The sequence below is a fragment of the Aquabacterium sp. genome, assembly GCF_036279655.1.
GTDB lineage: Bacteria > Pseudomonadota > Gammaproteobacteria > Burkholderiales > Burkholderiaceae_C > Aquabacterium.
The window spans coordinates 1-20289 of the sequence record NZ_DASUIT010000069.1 but is presented as its reverse complement, the minus strand read 5'-3'; the positions used below and the strand labels follow the sequence as shown (position 1 = coordinate 20289).

The 20289-nt window shown below is 65.4% G+C and carries 13 protein-coding genes and 1 pseudogene; 8 read left to right on the top strand and 6 right to left on the bottom strand.

What is annotated here, in order from left to right; genetic code table 11:
* From VFW84_RS08120 to VFW84_RS08100, 5 genes are all read left to right on the top strand, one after another.
* The coding region (locus VFW84_RS08120) for an S-(hydroxymethyl)glutathione dehydrogenase/class III alcohol dehydrogenase (protein ID WP_329679946.1) at window positions 1-1105 on the top strand (1105 nt) is incomplete at its 5' end.
* 29 nt (window positions 1106-1134) lie between these two features.
* Entirely contained in the window at window positions 1135-1986 is an 852-nt protein-coding gene (fghA, locus tag VFW84_RS08115; protein WP_329679945.1) for an S-formylglutathione hydrolase, read from the top strand.
* A gap of 6 nt (window positions 1987-1992) precedes the next feature.
* Complete coding sequence (locus tag VFW84_RS08110) at window positions 1993-3537, top strand: malonyl-CoA synthase (RefSeq protein WP_329679944.1); 1545 nt, start codon at window positions 1993-1995, stop codon at window positions 3535-3537.
* Between the two features lie 4 nt (window positions 3538-3541).
* Window positions 3542-4309: a class II aldolase/adducin family protein gene (locus VFW84_RS08105; RefSeq protein ID WP_329679943.1), complete on the top strand. Its 768-nt coding sequence runs from the start codon at window positions 3542-3544 to the stop codon at window positions 4307-4309.
* Window positions 4306-5040: a hypothetical protein gene (locus VFW84_RS08100; protein WP_329679942.1), complete on the top strand. Its 735-nt coding sequence runs from the start codon at window positions 4306-4308 to the stop codon at window positions 5038-5040. The genes VFW84_RS08105 and VFW84_RS08100 overlap by 4 nt, the downstream gene beginning before the upstream one ends.
* Here VFW84_RS08100 and VFW84_RS08095 read toward each other — a convergent pair.
* Both VFW84_RS08095 and VFW84_RS08090 read right to left on the bottom strand, forming a co-directional pair.
* Entirely contained in the window at window positions 5031-5915 is an 885-nt protein-coding gene (locus VFW84_RS08095) for an acyltransferase (protein ID WP_329679941.1), read from the bottom strand. The genes VFW84_RS08100 and VFW84_RS08095 overlap by 10 nt on opposite strands.
* 119 nt (window positions 5916-6034) lie before the next feature.
* The gene (locus VFW84_RS08090; protein WP_329679940.1) at window positions 6035-7201 is read right to left on the bottom strand and encodes a GGDEF domain-containing protein; all 1167 of its coding nucleotides are present in this window, start codon (window positions 7199-7201) and stop codon (window positions 6035-6037) included.
* A 184-nt stretch (window positions 7202-7385) separates the two neighbouring features.
* Between VFW84_RS08090 and VFW84_RS08085 the strand changes: the two genes are divergently transcribed.
* Window positions 7386-9215 carry an ABC transporter ATP-binding protein gene (locus tag VFW84_RS08085; RefSeq protein ID WP_329679939.1) on the top strand — a complete coding sequence of 610 codons (1830 nt, stop codon included), beginning with the start codon at window positions 7386-7388 and terminating at the stop codon, window positions 9213-9215.
* Here VFW84_RS08085 and VFW84_RS08080 read toward each other — a convergent pair.
* The 3 genes from VFW84_RS08080 to VFW84_RS08070 all read right to left on the bottom strand — a co-directional run bounded on the left by VFW84_RS08080 (window position 9182) and on the right by VFW84_RS08070 (window position 15738).
* Complete coding sequence (locus VFW84_RS08080) at window positions 9182-11401, bottom strand: bifunctional diguanylate cyclase/phosphodiesterase (protein ID WP_329679938.1); 2220 nt, start codon at window positions 11399-11401, stop codon at window positions 9182-9184. The genes VFW84_RS08085 and VFW84_RS08080 overlap by 34 nt on opposite strands.
* A 178-nt stretch (window positions 11402-11579) precedes the next feature.
* The gene (locus VFW84_RS08075) at window positions 11580-12509 is read right to left on the bottom strand and encodes a Tim44 domain-containing protein (RefSeq protein ID WP_329679937.1); all 930 of its coding nucleotides are present in this window, start codon (window positions 12507-12509) and stop codon (window positions 11580-11582) included.
* Window positions 12510-12711: 202 nt separating this feature from the next.
* Complete coding sequence (locus VFW84_RS08070) at window positions 12712-15738, bottom strand: calcium-binding protein (RefSeq protein ID WP_329679936.1); 3027 nt, start codon at window positions 15736-15738, stop codon at window positions 12712-12714.
* Between the two features lie 202 nt (window positions 15739-15940).
* On the opposite strand from VFW84_RS08070, the gene dbpA reads away from it, so the two are divergent.
* The gene (gene dbpA / locus VFW84_RS08065) at window positions 15941-17356 is read left to right on the top strand and encodes an ATP-dependent RNA helicase DbpA (protein WP_414638933.1); all 1416 of its coding nucleotides are present in this window, start codon (window positions 15941-15943) and stop codon (window positions 17354-17356) included.
* A gap of 86 nt (window positions 17357-17442) precedes the next feature.
* Complete coding sequence (locus tag VFW84_RS08060; protein WP_329679935.1) at window positions 17443-19836, top strand: YgiQ family radical SAM protein; 2394 nt, start codon at window positions 17443-17445, stop codon at window positions 19834-19836.
* Window positions 19837-19864: 28 nt separating this feature from the next.
* On the opposite strand, the pseudogene VFW84_RS08055 reads toward VFW84_RS08060, so the two are convergent.
* Window positions 19865-20289, bottom strand: a pseudogene (locus VFW84_RS08055) (hypothetical protein); the annotation flags it as partial.

Here is a 20289-nt window from a genome sequence, read left to right as displayed (position 1 = left end):
CGCCGTCGCCTGGAAAGCAGGCCAGCCCCTCACGATCGAGACCGTGGACCTGGAGGGCCCGCGCGAAGGCGAGGTCCTCGTCGAGATCAAGGCCACGGGCATCTGCCACACGGACTACTACACACTGTCCGGCGCGGACCCCGAAGGCCTGTTCCCGGCCATCCTGGGCCACGAAGGCGCGGGTGTGGTGGTCGATGTCGGCCCCGGCGTCAAAAGCCTGCGCAAGGACGACCACGTCATCCCGCTCTACACACCCGAGTGCCGCGAGTGCAAATTCTGCCTGTCGCGCAAGACCAATCTGTGCCAGAAGATCCGCGGCACCCAGGGCAAGGGCCTGATGCCCGATGGCAGTTCGCGCTTTTCGCTCAACGGCCAGCCCCTGCTGCACTACATGGGCACCTCGACCTTCAGCAACTACATCGTGGTGCCCGAAATCGCCCTGGCCAAGATCCGCCCCGATGCCCCGTTCGAGACGGTCTGCTACATCGGCTGCGGCGTGACCACCGGCGTGGGGGCCGTGCTCTTCACGGCCAAGGTCGAAGCGGGGGCCAATGTGGTCGTCTTCGGCCTGGGCGGCATCGGCCTGAACGTGATCCAGGGCGCCAAGATGGTGGGCGCCGACAAGATCATCGGCGTGGACCTCAACCCCGAGCGCGAGGCCATGGCCCGCCAGTTCGGCATGACCCACTTCATCAACCCCAAGGATCTGGAAGCCGCTGGCGGCAACGTGGTCGATGCCATCGTGCAGTTGACCGACGGCGGGGCCGACTACAGCTTCGAGTGCATTGGCAACACCCGGGTCATGCGCCAGGCCCTGGAGTGCACGCACAAGGGCTGGGGCCGCAGCATCATCATCGGCGTGGCCGAGGCCGGCGCCGAGATCAGCACCCGCCCCTTCCAGTTGGTGACCGGGCGCAAGTGGGAGGGCTCGGCCTTCGGCGGCGCACGGGGCCGCACGGACGTGCCCAAGATCGTGGACTGGTACATGGACGGCAAGATCAACATCGATGATCTGATCACCCACAAGCTCAAGCTGGAGCAGATCAACGAAGGCTTCGACCTCATGAAGCGGGGCGAGTCCATCCGCTCGGTCGTGATCTATTGAGGCCCGCCGGGCCGACAGGAGGACAAGGCATGAGCTTGGAGACCCTCAGCGAGCACCGCTGCTTTGGCGGCGTACAAGGCTTTTACCGGCACGCCTCGGCCACCATCGGGCTGCCCATGCGCTTTGCGGTCTATCGCCCACCGCAGGCCCTGCAGGACCCCGGCCGCCCCCTGCCCGTGCTGACCTACCTGGCCGGCCTGACCTGCACCGAAGAGACCTTCGCGATCAAGGCCGGAGCGCAGCAGTACGCGGCCGAGCACGGCCTGATCCTGCTGGCCCCCGACACCAGCCCACGGGGCACGGGCATCGAGGGGGCCGATGTCGACTGGGATTTCGGCACGGCCGCCGGTTTCTATCTGGACGCCACGCAAGCCCCCTGGTCGCGCTACTGGCGCATGGGCAGCTATCTGATCCATGAGCTGCTGCCGCTGGTGACGCAGCGCTTTGGCGGCCACCAGGACCGCCTGGGCCTGTTCGGCCACTCCATGGGGGGCCACGGTGCGCTGACCCTGGCACTGCAGCACCCCAATCTGTTTGCCAGCGTCTCGGCCTTTGCGCCCATTGCCGCGCCCAGCCAGTGCCCCTGGGGTCAGAAGGCCTTTCAAGGCTATCTGGGCGACGACCGCGAGGCCTGGGCCCGCCACGATGCCACCGAGCTGATCCTCGCCGGCCACCGCTGTGCGCCCCTGCTGATCGATCATGGCCTGGGCGACAAGTTCCTGGCCGAGCAACTGCACCCCCACCTGCTGGAGCAGGCCTGCCGCGACACCGGCCAGCCCTTGACCCTGCGCAGGCACGAGGGCTATGACCACGGCTACCATTTCATCAGCACCTTCATGCGCGATCACATGGCGCACCACGCTGCACTGCTCAAGGCCTGACCGCGCATGAACCTCTACACCGCCCTGAGGGCCGCCTGGCCCGCCACCCTGGACGAGACCGCCATCCTCACCGACGAGGGCCTGCACTACACCTGGCGTGATCTGGAGCGCGGCGCTGCCATGCTGGCCCATGTGCTGGAGCGCTCACGCCGCGCCAGCAAGACGCCCATGGTGGTGGCCGCCCACGTGGACAAGTCGGTCGAGGCCCTGATGCTCTACCTGGCCACGCTGCGTGCCGGCGCGGTCTTCCTGCCGCTGAACCCGGCCTACCGCGCGGCCGAGCTGGACTACTTCGTGCAGGATGCCCAGCCCACCGTGCTGGTGTGCCGATCGCAGGACCTGGACTGGGTCACGCCGCTGGCCGCGCACCGCCGTGTCGGCCATCTGTTCACGCTCAACGACGACCGCAGTGGCAGCCTGCTGGTGCATGCGGCCCAACAGCCTGACGAGCACGAGCCCGCCGTGTGTGGCAGCGACGAGCTGGCCGCCATCCTCTACACCTCGGGCACCACGGGGCGCAGCAAGGGCGCCATGCTGACGCACGGCAATCTGCTGAGCAACGCCCGCACCCTGCTGCGCCACTGGGACTGGCGCCAGGACGACTGCCTGATCCACGCCCTGCCCATCTTCCACATCCACGGCCTGTTCGTGGCCTGCCACTGCGCCCTGCTGTCGGGCACACCCATGCGCTGGCTGGCACGCTTCGATGCCCCCAGTGTGCTGGCCCACATGCATGCCCACGACGCCCCGCAGGCCACCGTCTTCATGGGCGTGCCCACCATGTACGGACGCCTGCTGGCCGACGAGGCACTTCACGCCCGCACGGTGGCCCACATGCGCCTGTTCGTCAGTGGTTCGGCGCCACTGCTGCCCGCGGCCTCCGAGGCCTTCACCCAGCGCACGGGCCACACCATCCTGGAGCGATATGGCATGAGCGAGACCGGCATGCTGTGCTCCAACCCCTGCCGCCCGGTCGACGGCCGGCGCCTGATCGGCAGCGTGGGGCCGGCCTTGCCGGGCGTACAGGTGCGCATCGTCGACGATGCCGGCCAAGCCTGCCCGCTCGAAGGTGTGGGCCATGTCGAGGTGCGCGGCCCCAATGTCTTTCGGGGCTATCTGCGCATGCCCGACAAGACGGCCGAGGCCTTCACCGCCGATGGCTGGTTCCGCACCGGCGATGTCGGCCGCCTGGATGCCGAGGGCTACGTCCACCTGGTCGGGCGCGCCAAGGACCTGGTCATCAGCGGCGGCTTCAATGTCTACCCCGCCGAGATTGAAAGCCTCATCGACAAGCTGCCCGGCGTGCTGGAATCGGCCGTGATCGGCCTGCCCCACCCCGACTTTGGTGAAGGCGTGGTGGGCATTGTGGTCACCCGGGGCGGCGTGGAACTCGACGAGGTCGACATGATTGCCCAGCTCAAGGCCCTGATCGCCGGCTACAAGGTGCCCAAGCGCCTCTTCTTTGTCGACGATCTGCCGCGCAATGCCATGGGCAAGGTGCAAAAGAACGTCCTGCGTGAACGCCACCAACACTGCTTTGACAAGGCCTGACACCATGAATTCCTTGAACATCCCCTCTCTGCAGGACCAGGTCAGCCCCGAAGAGTGGCAGTTGCGTGTGGATCTGGCCGCCGCCTACCGCCTCGTGGCCCTGTATGGCTGGAGCGATCTGGTCTTCACCCACATCTCGGCACGCATCCCCGGGCCCGAGCACCACTTCCTGATCAACCCCTATGGCCTGATGTTCGACGAGATCACGGCGTCCAGCCTGGTCAAGATCGACCAGGACTGCCACAAGCTCAGTGACTCGCCCTTCCCGGTCAACCCGGCCGGCTTCACCATCCACAGCGCGGTGCATGCCGTGCGTGAGGATGCGGGCTGTGTGCTGCACACGCACACCCGAGCGGGCGTGGGCGTGTCGGCCCAGAAGGCCGGCGTACTGCCCATCTCGCAGCAGAGCACCTTCGTGCTGTCGTCGCTGGCCTATCACGACTACGAAGGCGTGGCCTTCCGCGAGGACGAGAAGCCCCGCCTGCAGGCCGACCTGGGCGACAAGAACTTCCTGATGCTGCGCAACCATGGCCTGCTGACCGTGGGGCGCACCATCGCCGACGCATTCCTGCACATGTACATCTTCGAGACCACCTGCCAGATCCAGTTGGCGGCCCAATCGGGTGGCGCCGAGCTCACCGAGGTTCACCCACAGATCATTGAAGGGGTGGGTCATGCCATGAAGGTACAGACCGGCAGCATGGGCGGTGCCTTTGTCTGGCCTTCGCTGATCCGCAAACTCGACCGCATCGACACGAGCTACCGCACATGAACAAATGGGCCGTGATCGGTGCCGCCGTGGCGGGCACCCTGGTGTTGTCGTCCCTGCTGGTGGTGGGGGGAGACCGACTGAAGCACAGCGATCCCGATGCCGTGTCCAGCATGGCGGGCACGCCCTGGCAGATCGAGGCCCTGCCGGGCGGACGCTCGCGCATCCTCGGACCTGCGGGCCTGGTGCTGGGCGGGCAAGCCGGTGATCAGCCCGCAGCAGGCCTCCTGGCCGATGTCAGGCGGCTGTGGCCTGACACCACGCAGATCGCCATCGTGGCCGCCCCCGGAGAAAACGGCACCCTGGAGGCCTTTGTGGACCCGGTGACGCTGGGCTTCGTCACGGGCAAGCTGGTGGTCTCATTGGCCCTGCCCGAGGATCAGATCCGGACCATGCGCGAGCGCTCACCCAAGGCCGAGTTCATGGAAAGCACCACGCGCAAGTACACCCTGGCGCCCGATGATCTGCAGCAGGCCCTGGCTGCCCCCATCAGTGCCGTGACGCTGATCCCTCAGGCCCAATTGGACGAAGAGACGGTGGTGCAACGCTTCGGGTCGCCCGCCGAGCGGGTGGCCGGCGCCGCCGGTGTCACGCACCTGCTCTACCCCGAACGTGGGCTGGACGTGGCCATCCATGCCGAAGGCAAGGACCTGCTGCAGTACGTGGCCCCCGCACACTTCGAGCGGCTGCGTGCACCGCTCCATCGCGCCAGCGCAGCGGCGTCTCAGCCCTGAATGCCGCGCTGCCTGAGGGTCGCGATGTCGCGGTCCTTCTGGGCCCACAGCTCGTTGATCCAGGCCTGCAGGGTGGCGCGGTATTGCGGATTGCTGGCCTCATCCGTCGAGGTCAGCTCCTTGGGAATCTTGACCTCGCGCACCTGCACCTGCACATCCAGCACCCGGCCCTTGAGCAGATCACCAAAGGTCGGCACACCGCGTGGGTAGACGATGGTGACGTCGATCATGCAGTCGAACTGATCGCCCATGGTCTCCAGGGCCATGGCGATGCCGCCCACCTTGGGCTTGAGCAGGTACTGGAAGGGTGACTTCTGCTGATCGTGCTTGGCCTGCGTGAAGCGCGTGCCCTCCATGAAGCTGATCACCGAGGTGGGGATCAGGCGGAACTTCTCGCAGGCCTTGCGGGCTGTTTCCAGGTCCTTGGCCATGCTGGCCCCGCCCTTGCGGCGCATGAAGGGAAAGTCCAGCGCCCACCAGGCTAGGCCCATCAGGGGCACATAGATCAGCTCATGCTTGATGAAGAACTTGAGCAGCGGGATGCGTTGATTGAACACGCGCTGCAACACCAGGATGTCGACCCAGCTCTGGTGGTTGCTGCTCACCAGGTACCAGCCCTTGTAGCGAAAGCTGTCTGCCCCCGTCACATGCCACGGACCGCGATTGACGGTGCGGATCCAGAAGTTGTTCACCCCGATCCAGCCCTCGGCGATCTTGCTGAGCACGTAGTCGACCACCACGCGAACGGGTTTGAAGGGCAGCACCAGCTTGATCAGCGCCAGAGGCATCACCATCGAGAAGGCGATGACGATGTTGGTGAGCAGCACGACCGTGGCAAAACAGGCCTTGACCGCAGAGATGACAGGATTGGACATGAGCAGGACGGCCCCGAGAGGGCAGGTGAAACCAAGGGAGAACCCTGGCCGCGATTATGGGCATATTCCAGGCCATGCCCAGGCGGAGGCACGACAAGTTGTACGGCGCCACGACAGGCTCACGCCGCGCGTGACCACACCGAGAACGCCCCCCCATGACGCTTGGCGCTGTACATGGCCTCGTCGGCCCAGCGGATCAGATCATGGGCCTCGCCCTCTTCCAGCGGGAAGAAGCAGGCGCCCATGCTGGCGCTGATGCGCACCACCACCGTCTGATCCCGCCGGGGTGGGCGCACCACATAAGGTGCTTCGAGCACCTGCAGGAGCTTGTCGGACAAGGCCTCCAGTTGCTCTTCATTGCAGACCCCCAGGGACAGCAGCACGAACTCGTCACCGCCGATGCGCGAGAGCGTGTCCGACTCGCGCAGACAATCGCGCAGGCGGCGCGCCACTTCGCGCAGCACGTCATCCCCGGCCTCGTGGCCATGGGTGTCATTGACCAGCTTGAAGCCATCGAGGTCCACGAACAGCACCACCCCGCCCTGCCCGGAGCGACGCGACTGGGTGAGCGCCTGGTCAATGCGGTCCACCAGCAGCACGCGGTTGGGCAACTCGGTCAGGGCATCGTGCAAGGCATGGTGCTGCAGGTGCAAGCGGTCGACCTTGAGCCCCTGTTCGACATGGAACAGGCGGCGGCGCTGGTACTCGGCGAAATAGGCCGCCGTGCCGCCCAGCACATTGGCGCTGATGAGGTGGAGGTTGTGACTCACCCACTGATCGAAAGGCCCCGGGCGCAGCCAGCCAAACACCACGTTGTAGGCCGTCAGCAGGGTCAGATTGGCCCCCAGGGCATAGACAAAACGCGTGCCGATGAAGTTGTAGGTGTAGAAGGTGATCAGCAACAGGCCCGCATAGTAGGAGGCCAGGGCCTGAGGCGGCAGGATCCAGAAGATCACCAGCATGCCCATGGCGGCCACACCGCCCACCAGCATCAGGGCCAGGTCGGCCTGAGGGGCGGTGTAGCGCGGGTGCCAGCTCCAGGCCAGCAAGGCCAGCACCAGCACGCCTTCGACACCCCGCACCTGCCAGATCAGCCCTTGCAGATGCAGGGGCACATGGAACACGTCCAGCGCGCCGAACAGGGCATAGACCAGCATGCCCAGGATGGTCGCGACTCGGCCGTGCCACCGCATGCGCGGCAGCACAGCAGCCTGATAGGCCGACTCCACATCAGCATCCCGGAAACTCAGGGAGACCGCATGGGGCTTGAAAACAGTCTCGTTCATGCAGGCTCGCCGGACTCCCCCCCGGCTGAAGCGAACAACCAAAGGTGGAACTCTACGTAAAGGGCAGCCTCATGACCATAGCGTTAGCCCCAGGAACCCGCCCCAAAAACCGTCTGATAGACGACAATCCGGATCCAGCTCGCCAAAGCCGTTACGCTTGCTGCCTTGATTGAGGAGCGCATGCGTGCTGAGCTGGTTTGAACGACTGATCGACCCCTATCCCGAGGCGCCCCCGACGGCCCCACCCAAAGGTTTCCTGGCCTTCGTGTGGGCCTGCACCCAGGGCATGCGCCCCTTCCTGCTGGGCATGACCACCCTGACGGCCTTGATCGGGGCTTTCGAGGCCCTGCTCTTTGCCATGCTGGGCAACATCGTCGACTGGCTGAGCGACATCCCTCGCCACCAGCTGTGGACGCATGCCCAGGACCACCTGCTGATGCTGGCGGGCATCTTGCTGGCCAGCCCGCTGGCCGTGTGGTTCCAGACCCTGCTCAAGCACCAGACCCTGGCGGGCAACTTTCCGATGAAGCTGCGCTGGAACTTCCACCGCCTGATGCTCAGCCAGAGCATGGGCTTTTACCAGGACGAGTTCGCCGGCCGCGTGGCCACCAAGGTCATGCAGGCGGCCCTGGCGGTGCGCGACACCACCTTCATCGTGGGCGACATCCTGGTCTTCGTGGTGATCTATTTCGTGACCATGACGGCCGTGGTGGGCAGCTTCGACGCCTGGCTGCTGCTGCCCTTCATAGGCTGGCTGCTGCTGTATGCCGCCGCCGTGAGCTACTTCGTGCCCCGCCTGAGCCGCATGGCGCGCTCGCAAGCCGATGCCCGCTCCCTGATGACCGGGCGCATCACCGATGCCTACACGAACATCGCCACGGTCAAACTGTTTTCGCACAGCCACCGCGAAGCGGCCTACGCACGCTCGGCCATGAAGGACTTCATGGTGACGGTGCACGGGCAGATGCGCCTGGTCAGTGGCTTCGAGGTCGTCAACCACACGCTGAGCATGCTGCTCATCCTGAGCACCTGCGGCATCGCCCTGTGGCTGTGGACGCAAGGGCAGGTGGGCATCGGTGCCGTGGCGGCGGCCACCGCCATGGCCCTGCGCCTGAACGGCATCTCGCACTGGATGATGTGGGAGATGGCCTCGCTGTTCGAGCACATCGGCACCGTGCAGGACGGCATCAACACCCTCTCGCGCCCGCACTCCGTGGTCGACTGCCCCGATGCGACCGCACTGAGCGTGCCACGCGGCGAGATCCGCTTTGAGGACGTGAGCTTCCATTACGGCGGCGATCGCGCGGTGATCGAGCACCTGAACCTGCACATCCGCCCGGGCGAAAAAATCGGTCTGGTCGGCCGCTCGGGCGCGGGCAAGTCCACCATCGTCAACCTCTTGCTGCGCTTTTACGATGTCGAGCAGGGGCGTGTGCTGATCGACGGCCAGGACATCGCCAAGGTCACCCAGGACAGCCTGCGCGCGCAGGTGGGCATGGTGACGCAGGACACCTCGTTGCTGCACCGCTCGGTGCGCGACAACATCCTCTATGGTCGACCCGACGCCACGGACGAGGACATGATCCGCGCGGCGCGCAAGGCCGAGGCCCATGACTTCGTCCAGGCCCTGAGCGACCCCAAGGGTCGGCAAGGCTACGACGCCCACGTGGGTGAACGCGGCGTCAAGCTCTCAGGCGGCCAGCGCCAGCGCATTGCCATCGCCCGGGTGATGCTCAAGGACGCCCCCATCCTGCTGCTCGACGAGGCCACCAGCGCCTTGGACTCCGAGGTCGAAGCCGCCATCCAGGCCAGCCTCTACCGTCTGATGGAGGGCAAGACCGTGGTGGCCATCGCCCACCGGCTGTCCACCATCGCGGCCATGGACCGGCTGATCGTGCTGGATCAGGGCCGCATCGTGGAAGAAGGCGACCACGCCAGCCTGCTGGCACACGGTGGCCTGTACGCCCGCCTGTGGGCGCATCAGAGCGGCGGCTTCCTCGGTGAGGAGGACTGAGCGCGCAGCCAGGCTTCGAGCTCGGGGGCTGGCATGGGGCGCGCATACAGATAGCCCTGGGCTTCCTCACAGCCCAGCCTTTGCAGGGTCTGCGCGATCTCGTCACGCTCCACCCCTTCGGCGATGGTCTTCATGCCCAGGCTGCCGGCCACCTGGATGATGGCGCGCACGATGGCGGCGTCATCCCCATCGGAGTCCAGGTCCCGCACGAAGCTCTGGTCGATCTTGAGCTTGTCCACCGCAAATCGCTTGAGGTAGGACAGGCTGGAGTAGCCCGTGCCGAAATCATCGATGGCCAGGGTCACCCCCAGGGCCTTGAGCTGACGGGTCTGTTCCTGCACGGCGTCGGGATTGCTGATCATCAGGGATTCGGTGAGCTCCAGCTCCAGCAGGGATGCGTCCAGCCCCGTCTGCAGCAGCGCTCGCTCGACCACCTGCTTGACGTCCCCCCGGCGGAACTGCACCGCCGACAGGTTGACAGCCACGGTCATGGGCGGCAGACCCATGGCCACCCAGGCTGCGGCCTGACGGCAGGCCTCTTCGATGACCCAGTCACCGATGGGCACGATCAAGCCGCTTTCTTCCGCCACCGGGATGAAACGCGCCGGGGAGATCAAGCCCTGCTCGGGATGGTGCCAGCGGATCAAGGCTTCGGCGCCGACCACCTGCGCTGTGCGCAGATCGACCTGGGGCTGATAGTAGAGTTGGAACTGCCCCTGCTCCAGCGCGCGGCGCAAGCCGCTGCGCATGCTCAGACGCTCCAGCAACTCGGTGTTCATGTCGTCGTTGAAGAAGCGATAGGTGTTGCGCCCCACCTCCTTGGCGCGGTACATGGCCATGTCCGCCTTCTGGAGCAAGGCGTCGAAATCGGCCCCATCCTCCGGGTACATGGCCACCCCCGCCGAGGCCGAGATCACCAGCTCATGTCCATCGATGGCCACCGGGCGCTGCAGCTCATCGAGCAGCTTGACCATCAGGGGGGCCACGACATCGATCTCGCTCAAGCCCTTGAGCACCAGCAGGAACTCATCACCACCGAGCCGACACACGCTGTCGCTCTCGCGCACCTGTGCAATGAAGCGTTGCGCCAGCGCCTGCAGCAGCCGGTCACCGGCCCCATGTCCCAGGGTGTCGTTGATGGCCTTGAAGTTGTCCAGATCCAGGTACACCAGTGCCACCCGCTGCTCATGGCGGCGGGCATCGGCCACGGCCTGCTGCAGGCGATCGCGGGCCAGCTCGCGGTTGGGCAGGCGGGTCAGCACATCGTGGAAGGCCAGGTACTCGATGCGCCGCTCGGCCTCACGGCGCTCGGCCATCTCGACCTTCAGCCGCTTGTAGGGTTCGCGCACACTGGCCACGAACACGGCGCGGTAGATGAAGAAGTAAGCCAGCACCTTGTAGAGGTGTCCCAGCAGGCTGAAGATGTCGTTGACGTTGGAGTACAGCGTCAGACACAGCTCGGACATGATCGTGATGATCGCCGCCGTGCACAGATCGGTCGTGCTGTAGCCCAGGGATCGCGGCGCACGCCGACACAGGACCACGGCCGCCAGGGCCGTGATGGCGATGACGCCATATTCCGCCGCCACCTTGAAAGTCGTCAGGCCCTGATCGATCACAAAGGTGCGGGGCCACAGCGCCGGAAACCACAGGTTGACCGTGTAAACGGCGACACTCACCCCCAGGGCGGCCAGCAGCATCAGATAACGCGACCCCGGACGCCTCAGCCACCCGGGCATCGGGAAGGCCACCGCCAGCAGGCTCAAGGAGGCCAGATAACGCGCCGCCAGCCAGAACTGGATGGCCTTTTCAGGCCCGGCCGCCGTCACGAAATCCGGCATGCCCTTGTAGGACAAGGCATGTCCGAAATCGATCAGGCCCACGGCCAGAAAGCCACAGCCCATGAGCATGAGGCCTGAGGGCTGCTGCACGCTCCGGGCCAGCCAGGCCACTGAAAACACCATCAGTGCGGCCAGGATGGCCCCCACCTCCAGCAAGGTGTGCACGAACAGCGGGAAAACGGACTGGCTGGATTTGAGAAAGTCCAGGGGAGGCATCAGCCAGAAGGCCAGGAACACCAGCATCAGCCCCACGAGCAGGCGCCCCGGCAATGGCTCGGGGGCGTCTGAGCTCGTCACATCCGAAGACGCACGCACCAACGAGGAATCGGTGACCGAGGAAGACATGTGAATGCGTCCACCCCCGGCCTCCCGGAGTGACGACGTATGGATATCGATGAGTAGCTTATCGGCCCTTTTTAACAGAACTTAACGAAATCGGCGTATCGCTCACCCCACAAACAGCAACGCCTCAGTGCACCCTGTCAGGCACACCGAGGCGTTCGGTCACACGCGACGCGGGGGATCAGGCGTCCAGCGGCGTGATCCCGGCGATGGCCCACTCGCGGCTGTCGTCGAGTGGCTTGACCAGATGCCACAGTTCGTTGAAAGGCTGAGCGCCCTGCTCGGCCTCTTCACGGATCAGGCCATGAAAGCGCACCGAGGCCACCCATTGACCGTTTTCCTGAGCGGTATCGACCAGTTCGGCATCCAGCTGGACCACATCGGTCTGGTTGGGCGATGCGCCACGCTCCTGCAGATCCAGGCGCAGGGAGGCGAACAACTCGGGGGTGGTGAACTTGCGCAGATCATCCACTTGCCCGGCATCGTTGGCGGCCTGCAGTCGGATGAAGATCATCTTGGCGATGCGCTCGAAACCGGCCGCGTCAAAGCCCTCGGGCGTCTGGGCCACGGCAGTGGTTGGTGCGGATGCCGATGACGTGGATGCACCAGGGGTGAAGGCTGCGGGCTGAACAGCCTGGCGCTGCATCGATTGAGGCTGGGCCTGTTGGGGCGAGCCATAAGGCGCGCCCGCACCGGCCAGTTGAGGGCCCGTGGCCTGGGCGCCCTTGAAGCGGCGCATCAGCCAGCCAATGACGAACACGGCGGCCAGGGCCAGCAGGGCCATGGTCAGGAAGTTGCCGAAGGCCTCACCCATGCCCAGGTGGCTCATGAGCGCAGCAATGCCCAAACCGGCAGCGATGCCAGCGATGGGGCCCATCCAGGAACGCTTGCCTGCGGCGGCCGCTGCGGGCGCCGCACCTGCCGCCGGAGCGGTGGCGTTGGTGGGTTGAGCAGGTTTGGCCGGCGGCGCATCCGGTGTCTTGGCCGGCATCTGGCGCTGCATGCCCGCCGGGCGTCCGCCACCCAGGCGCTTGGCCTCGGATTCAAAAGGGATGAAGACCGTGGTCACACCAGCCAGCGTCATGGCCAGGGCCGCAAATAACTTCTTCAAATGCATCTCCGTCAGGTCAACAGGGGGCGGGCCGAATGGAGTCTCCAGCCCGGTCGATGTTCGAGCCCGTATCCTGCCATGATTCGGCGTCGGCCATCCAAACCCATGCTGATCAGCCAGGATTTGAGCTCCGGCCTGCTGCGCCAGAACATGGCAAAAGGGGCCCCGCAGGGCCCCTCGCCTCACATCCCATGGGCTGGAATCACGCCCAGCTGCTGGCCATGATCGTGCTCAACTGAGCCGCCACCGCAGGATCGAGTGAGCCCCCCATCCCTGTGGGCGGTGTGAAACTGGCCATGGCACTGACCAGCCCCGCCACCTTGGTCGCACTCAGAACATTGCCATCCATGTCGACGATCTTCTCGACGCGGTTGTTGCTGGACGCAAACCAGCCATCGATCGTGACCCGATCGGCATTCCCCACGACACCGATCTCCAGGTTGTTGCCTGCGCGCGTGAGCCAGAGTTGATCACTGTCGTAACCGGTGAACGTCAGGGTGTCGGAGTTGAACCAGGTGCTGTCCTGATCGACGATGGTGTCGTGGCCTTCGCCAACGCCATACACATAGTTGTCGTTACCCCGACCACCGATCAGTCGATCGTCACCATCCTGACCCAGCAGGGTGTCACGACCGTCCCCACCTTCCAGGGTGTCTGCACCGCTCGCCCCCGCCAGGAAATCATTGCCCGCCTTGCCCTGCAAGATGTCGTCGTACTCCCACCAGCCTTGCAAGGTGTCATTGAAGAGGGTTCCGACCTGCGCCGTGGCCTCGGCACGCTGGATGATGGTCTCGCCGCTCACGATGGTGCCATCGTCGAACTGCAGACGCAGGTTCTGCAGATTCCAGTTGCTCGCCGAGGTCAGGACGATGGCATCGGTGGTCCCCCAGCTCAGGGTGATCTGGCCGTCGCTGCTGCCATCGGCCGCGGCTGTGCGGGCGCTGACCGCCAGCTTGCTGGAGGCCACACCCTTGATCTGGAGTGTGGCGTTGCCATTGGCCAGCACGGTGTCCTTGCCGTCCCCCGCCTGAAACACCACCGTCGGATCGCCTGTCCCATAACGGGGAGACATCTCGATGCGGTCATTGCCCTTGCCGCCGATCAGGATGGCGCGCTCGGCGCCAGCCACCAAGGTGTCGTTGCCGGCGCCGCCATCCAGCGTGTCCTGCCCACCGTAGGCGTAGAGCTGATCATTGCCGCCCAGGCCCTGGATCAAATCATTCATGCCATACCATCCGGTGATGGTGTCTGCGCCCGAGGTACCGATCGTGCTGCCAAGCGACGCCGTCGCCACGATCTCAGCCCCCGACAGGGTGCTGCCATCGCTGAAGCGCACGGTCAAACCATCCCAGGTCCCCGCATTGAGCAAGGTGAGGGCATCGCCATTGGCCGATGACAATGTGATCTGACCGAAGTTGCCCTCGTAGCTGCCACTGGTCGGCACACGACGCCCGATCGTGAGCCCTGACTTGCTCAAGCCACTGCCCATCTCGATGGTGTCCAGGCCATCCACGCGCAGGGTGTCCTGTCCATCCCCGGCGGCAAAGACGATCACATCGGCCTCGTTGTCAAACGAGAGCGCAGCGTCACGGGTGGCGACGATGACGTCCTTGCCCTGCCCGCCAGACAATCGGTCAGCCCCATAACCACCGTTCAGGGTGTCATCGCCCGCGAGCCCCTCCAGGCTGTCATTGCCATTCTGTCCGGTCAGGACATCCGCGCTGGCTGTGCCGGTCAAGACCCGCCCAGAGAGGGACTGCAGCAGTTGCATGGCATCCCACTGCGTGCCGTCGGCGAACTCGATGCGCTCGATGCCCGCGCCCGAACGTCGGACATTGAACTGCACGGAGTCCGTGCCCGAGCTGATCTTCAAATGGGTCGCATCCACCAGACTGACCACCATGTTGGCGGGGGACAAACCGGCCCCGAACCGAATGGTGTCCGACTTGCTCGGCCATTCGCTGTAGGGATAGTCGTCAGAAAAGTCTTCATCCTCACGGATGGTGTCCTGGCCAAATCCGACATCAAAGACATACGTGTCGGTTCCGCTGGTGGTCTGATAACCAGGCGCCGGAGGGTAATGTGACGGAGAGGATGCCGGATAGACCCATGCGGCCGAGCCCACCAACAGGTCATTGCCCGCACCGCCGTCGATCAGGTCATCGCCGCTGCTGCCATTGAGCACGTCATCGCCCGCCAGGCCACGCAAGGTGTCTGCGGTCGAGTGCCCATACATGGAGTCGTTGCCAGATGTGCCCACCATCTCCTGCAGCGCGGCCTGGTCCCGGATCTCGGCCATCGTCAGGGTGCTGCCGTCGGCAAACCGCAGCGCCATGCCGTTGTTGTCCACATTGCGCAGTGTCAGAGCATCGTGATCATTGAATGTCAGGGTGATCTCGCTGCCCCTGACCGTGGACCAGCGCGCCCCCACGCTCATGCCCTGGCGATCCAGGCCATCGCCCAGCACCACCGTGTCGCTGCCTGCCAACCCAGACAGCACGACCACATCGCGGCCATCGCCCAGATTGAACAAGACGGTGTCGCTCTCGCCACCCACATCGATGGTGTCATTGCCCAAGCCGCCTTCGAGCACATCATTGCCCCGGCCGCCATAGAGGCTGTCATCGCCCGCCAGGCCCATGAGGGTGTCGTCGAACAGGCCCAGACCGAGGGTGCCCAGGCTGTCGTTGCCATCGGTGCCCAGTTTCAGTGAACCTGGGTCGGCCCGTTGCCAGAGATCCTGCAGCGTCCAGCGCGTGCCATCGGCGAACTCCACGGTCTCGATGCCAAAACTGCTGCCGACAGCGTAGGGGCTCTCCGCATTGAAGGTCACCGAATCATCGGTGCCGGCAAAACGGATGTTGAGGCGCCAGGCCCCATTGGCATCGGGCACGGGTGTCACCACTGCATCGGCGGGTGAAAGCCCTTCTCCGAAGACGATGCGATCCAGGTTGCTGCCGGTATAGGTCGAAGAACTGCTGCTGGTGCCGCCCAGCTCGTTGATGGTGTCCTGGCCAAAGCCGGGTTGGAAGACGTAGGTATCGTCCCCGTCCTGAAGGATCGACGCCGGGCCGTAGTAGGACGGAGGAATCACCGTCACCGTCGGCTCGAACAGGTCATTGCCTGCCCCTCCGATCAAGGTGTCCTGGCCAAAGCCGCCAGTCAGGGTGTCATCGCCAGCGGTGCCTTCCAGCAATTCATCGCCAGACGTGCCTGTGATCGTGCTCATATCGGATCCTTCCAAGTTGATTGATTTTCATGACGACATGGGGCGCCGCAACATCAGGCCGATGCCGATACGCGCCCCATGGTCGTGGACGCGAGTATGGCAAAGCCTTGACACGCACTCCATCCGGGTTTGCGCCAGACACCCCTTGACCGAGGAGCCAAGCTGTCGGGGACGCAACTTGAGGCCTAATACATCCATGAATATGGACACGACCCCCAAGCCTCCGTCAGACACCATGGCTTTTCAGACACAGCCGCTGAGCGCGGCCATGCTGGAGAACCTGACACAGCTGGGCTACCTGAGCATGACGCCCGTTCAAGCGGCCAGCCTGCCCCTTACCCTGGCCGGACACGATCTGATCGCCCAGGCCAAGACCGGCAGCGGCAAGACCGCCGCTTTTGCCCTGCCCCTGCTGAGCCGGCTGGACGCCTCGCGCCTGCAGGTGCAGGCCATGGTGATGTGTCCCACGCGCGAGCTGGCCGAGCAGGTCACGCAGGAAGTCCGCCGCCTGGCCCGCTTCGAGGCCAACATCAAGGTGCTGACCTTGTGCGGCGGCTCGACCATGCGCCCGCAGATCGAGAGCCTGTCTCACGGCGCGCACATCGTGGTGGGTACCCCCGGGCGCCTGATGGACCACCTGGAGCGCGGCACCCTGGACCTGAGCGCCCTCAACACCCTGGTGCTCGACGAGGCCGACCGCATGCTGGACATGGGCTTCCATGACGACATCGTGACGGTGGCCCGCCAGTGCCCCAAGACGCGGCAGACCCTGCTGTTCTCGGCCACCTACCCCGAGGGCATTGCCGAGCTCAGCGCCCGCTTCTTGCGTGATCCGAAATCCGTCAAGGTGCAGGCCACGCACGAGGCCAGCAAAATCCGCCAGCGCTGGTACCAGGTGGACAGCGACACCCGGCTGGACGCCGTCACCCGATTGCTGCTGCACTATCGCCCAACCAGTGCCATCGCCTTCTGCAATACCAAGCAGCAATGCCGTGATCTGGTCGACGTGCTGAGCGCCCATGGCATCGAGGCCCTGCCCCTGCACGGCGATCTGGAGCAACGCGACCGCGATCAGGTGCTGATCCAGTTTGCCAACCGCAGCGCCTCGGTGCTGGTGGCCACCGATGTGGCCGCACGCGGGCTGGACATCGCCCAGCTGGAGGCCGTGATCAATGTCGACGTGACACCCGACCCCGAGGTGCACATCCACCGCATCGGCCGCACCGGCCGGGGCGATGCCGAGGGCTGGGCTCTGAACCTGGCCAGCATGGACGAGATGGGCCGCGTGGGCAACATCGAGGTCATGCAAAAGCGCGAGTCCGAATGGCATGAGCTGGCGGAACTGGTCCCAGCCAGCCAGAGCCCGTTGCAGGCCCCCATGGTCACGATTCAGATCCTGGGGGGCCGCAAGGAAAAGATCCGCCCGGGCGATGTGCTGGGAGCGCTCACGGGTGAAGCAGGCTTTCAGGGCAGCCAGATCGGCAAGATCAACGTCACCGACTTTCACACCTATGTGGCCGTCGAGCGCAGCATCGGCACCCAGGCCACCGCACGACTGAACGCAGGCAAGGTCAAGGGCAAAAAGATCAAGGCCCGACTGATGAAAGGCCTTGATTGAAAAAGGGGCTCTGATCGGACACGACAAGCGACAATAGCGGCTTGCCTGTCGGCGCCCCTCGTCGTCGCTTTGTCGCGCCCTGCCCCATGTCCGATCCGATCGTCGCGCCCCGCCCTGCCTCCAGCGTCCCCGCCCTGCCCGCCGCCCAACCCATCGACAGCTACCCGCCGTTCTGGGCCAAGCGTTTCGGGCCGGCGAAGTTCCTGCCCACCAGTCGCGCCGAGATGGACGCCCTGGGCTGGGACAGCTGCGACATCATCATCGTCACGGGCGATGCCTATGTGGACCACCCCAGCTTCGGCATGGCCGTGATCGGCCGCGTGCTGGAGGCCCAGGGCTTTCGGGTGGGCATCATCGCCCAGCCCGACTGGCTGAGTGCCGAGCCCTTCAAGGTGCTGGGCAAGCCCAATCTGTTCTGGGGCGTGGCGGCGGGCAACATGGACTCGATGATCAACCGCTACACGGCCGATCGCAAGATCCGCAGTGACGACGCCTACACCCCCGGTGGCCAGGGCGGCGCCCGCCCCGACCGCTGCTCGGCCGTGTACGCGCAGCGCTGCCGCGAGGCCTTCAAGGACGTGCCCATCGTCATGGGCGGCATCGAGGCCTCGCTGCGCCGCATCGCCCACTACGACTACTGGTCGGACAAGGTGCGCCGCTCCATCTTGCTGGATGCCAAGGCCGATCTGCTGCTGTACGGCAACGCCGAGCGCGCCATCATCGAGGTGGCCCACCGCCTGGCGGCACGCGAGCCCATCGAATCGATCACCGATGTGCGTGGCACGGCCTTCCTGCGCCGCCGCCATGACCCCAGTGCCGAGGGCTGGTTCGAACTCGATTCGACCGAGGTGGACCTGCCCGGCCGCATCGACCAGCACATCAACCCTTACCTGACCACAGGCCAACTGGCCACCCAGCAGGGCGAGAGCTGCGCACTCGAAGAGGCCGGCGCCTTCGACCCGGGTCAGGGCGCCAAGCCCATCAAGATCGTGCCCAACCCGGCCCTGGCGAGCAAGAAGGCGGCGCTGCCCGAGCGCAGTGGCCGCATCGTCATGCCCCCACGCGATCGCACCGTGATCCGCCTGCCGGCTTACGAGGCGCTCAAGGACGATCCCGTGCTCTACGCCCACGCCAACCGCGTGCTGCACCTGGAGACCAACCCCGGCAACGCGCGAGCCCTGGTGCAACGCCATGGCGAAGGCCCCGGTGCCCGCGATGTGTGGATCAACCCGCCGCCCATCCCGCTGAGCACGCGCGAGATGGACCTGGTGTTCGACCTGCCCTATGCGCGCGCACCCCACCCCCGCTACGGCGATGCGGTCATCCCGGCCTGGGACATGATCCGCTTCAGCGTGAACATCATGCGGGGCTGCTTTGGCGGCTGCACCTTCTGCTCCATCACCGAGCATGAAGGGCGCATCATCCAGAGCCGCTCTGAAGACTCCATCCTGCGTGAGATCAAGGCCATCCGCGATCAGGTCAAGGGCTTCACAGGCGTGATCTCCGATCTGGGCGGGCCCACGGCCAATATGTACCACCTGGGCTGCAAGTCGCCCGAGATCGAGGCGGCCTGCCGCAAGCCCTCCTGCGTGTACCCGGACATCTGCAGCAACCTCAACACGGACCACCGCCGCCTGATCAGCCTGTACCGCCAAGCGCGGCACATCAAGGGCATCAAGAAGATCCTGATCGGCTCGGGCCTGCGCTATGACCTGGCGGTCAAGTCGCCCGAATACATTCAGGAGCTGGTGACCCACCACGTGGGCGGCTACCTCAAGATCGCCCCCGAGCACACCGAGCAAGGCCCGCTGAGCAAGATGATGAAGCCCGGCATGGGCGCCTACGATCGCTTCAAGCAACTGTTCGAGAAGTACAGCGAAGAGGCCGGCAAGAAGCAGTACCTGATCCCCTACTTCATCGCCGCCCACCCGGGCACCACCGATGAGGACATGATGCACCTGGCCATCTGGCTCAAGCGCAATGGCTTCAAGGCCGACCAGGTGCAGACCTTCTACCCCAGCCCCATGGCCACCGCCACGGCCATGTACCACTCGGGCCTCAACCCGCTCAAGGGCATCAGCCGCATCGAGGGCAAGGGCGAGCGTGTGGACATCGTCAAGGGTGAAAAGCGCCGCCGCCTGCACAAGGCCTTCCTGCGCTACCACGACCCCAACAACTGGCCGCTGCTGCGCGATGCGCTCAAGGCCATGGGCCGCGCCGACCTGATCGGCAACGGCCAGCACCATCTGATCCCGACGTATCAGCCCAGCACCGATGGCGGCTATCAGAGCGCGCGACGCAAGAACTCAACGGCGGCAGGCACCAAGACCTCGGTGGTGACGCAAGGCCGCGCCAAATCGGGCGGCCAACCGCCGGCCGGGCGCATCCTGACGCAGCACACGGGCTTGCCGCCCCGCGCCACGGGCAAAGCCCCGGTGTCCACCAAGGTGCACGGCAAGAAGCACGGCCCCAAGCGCTGACAACAGGGGGACGCAGGCTGGCGGTGTGTCAGGCTCTTGGCAGCCAGGTCTGGCGGTCGTAGGTGCGCGCCAGGGCCTTTTGCTGCGCCCCTTTGCGGAACAGCCGTGCCTGGACCACATCGTCATCGATCTCCAGCAGGCCAAAGTTCTGCTGCATGGCCCCCGCGATCACCGCATCCCGGACGGCCGCCCCCGAGGAGGTGACCTCATGCAGGGGCCAACCTCCGGTGTGGAAGGCATCGACCTCGTTGCGGTGGATGTCGCCACTGAGCACCAGCATGCGCTGCTGGGAGGCCAGTTGGTGCAGCCAGTTCAGGTCACGGGCATAGCGCTTCCAGCCCGCCAGGGTGGTGCCGCTGGCCAGCAGATGCAGGGCCTGCGGATGGGCCTGGATGCTGGCGGCCACCTGCGCGCGTTGCGCCGGCCCCAGCAGGGTCCGGCGGGATTCGGCCA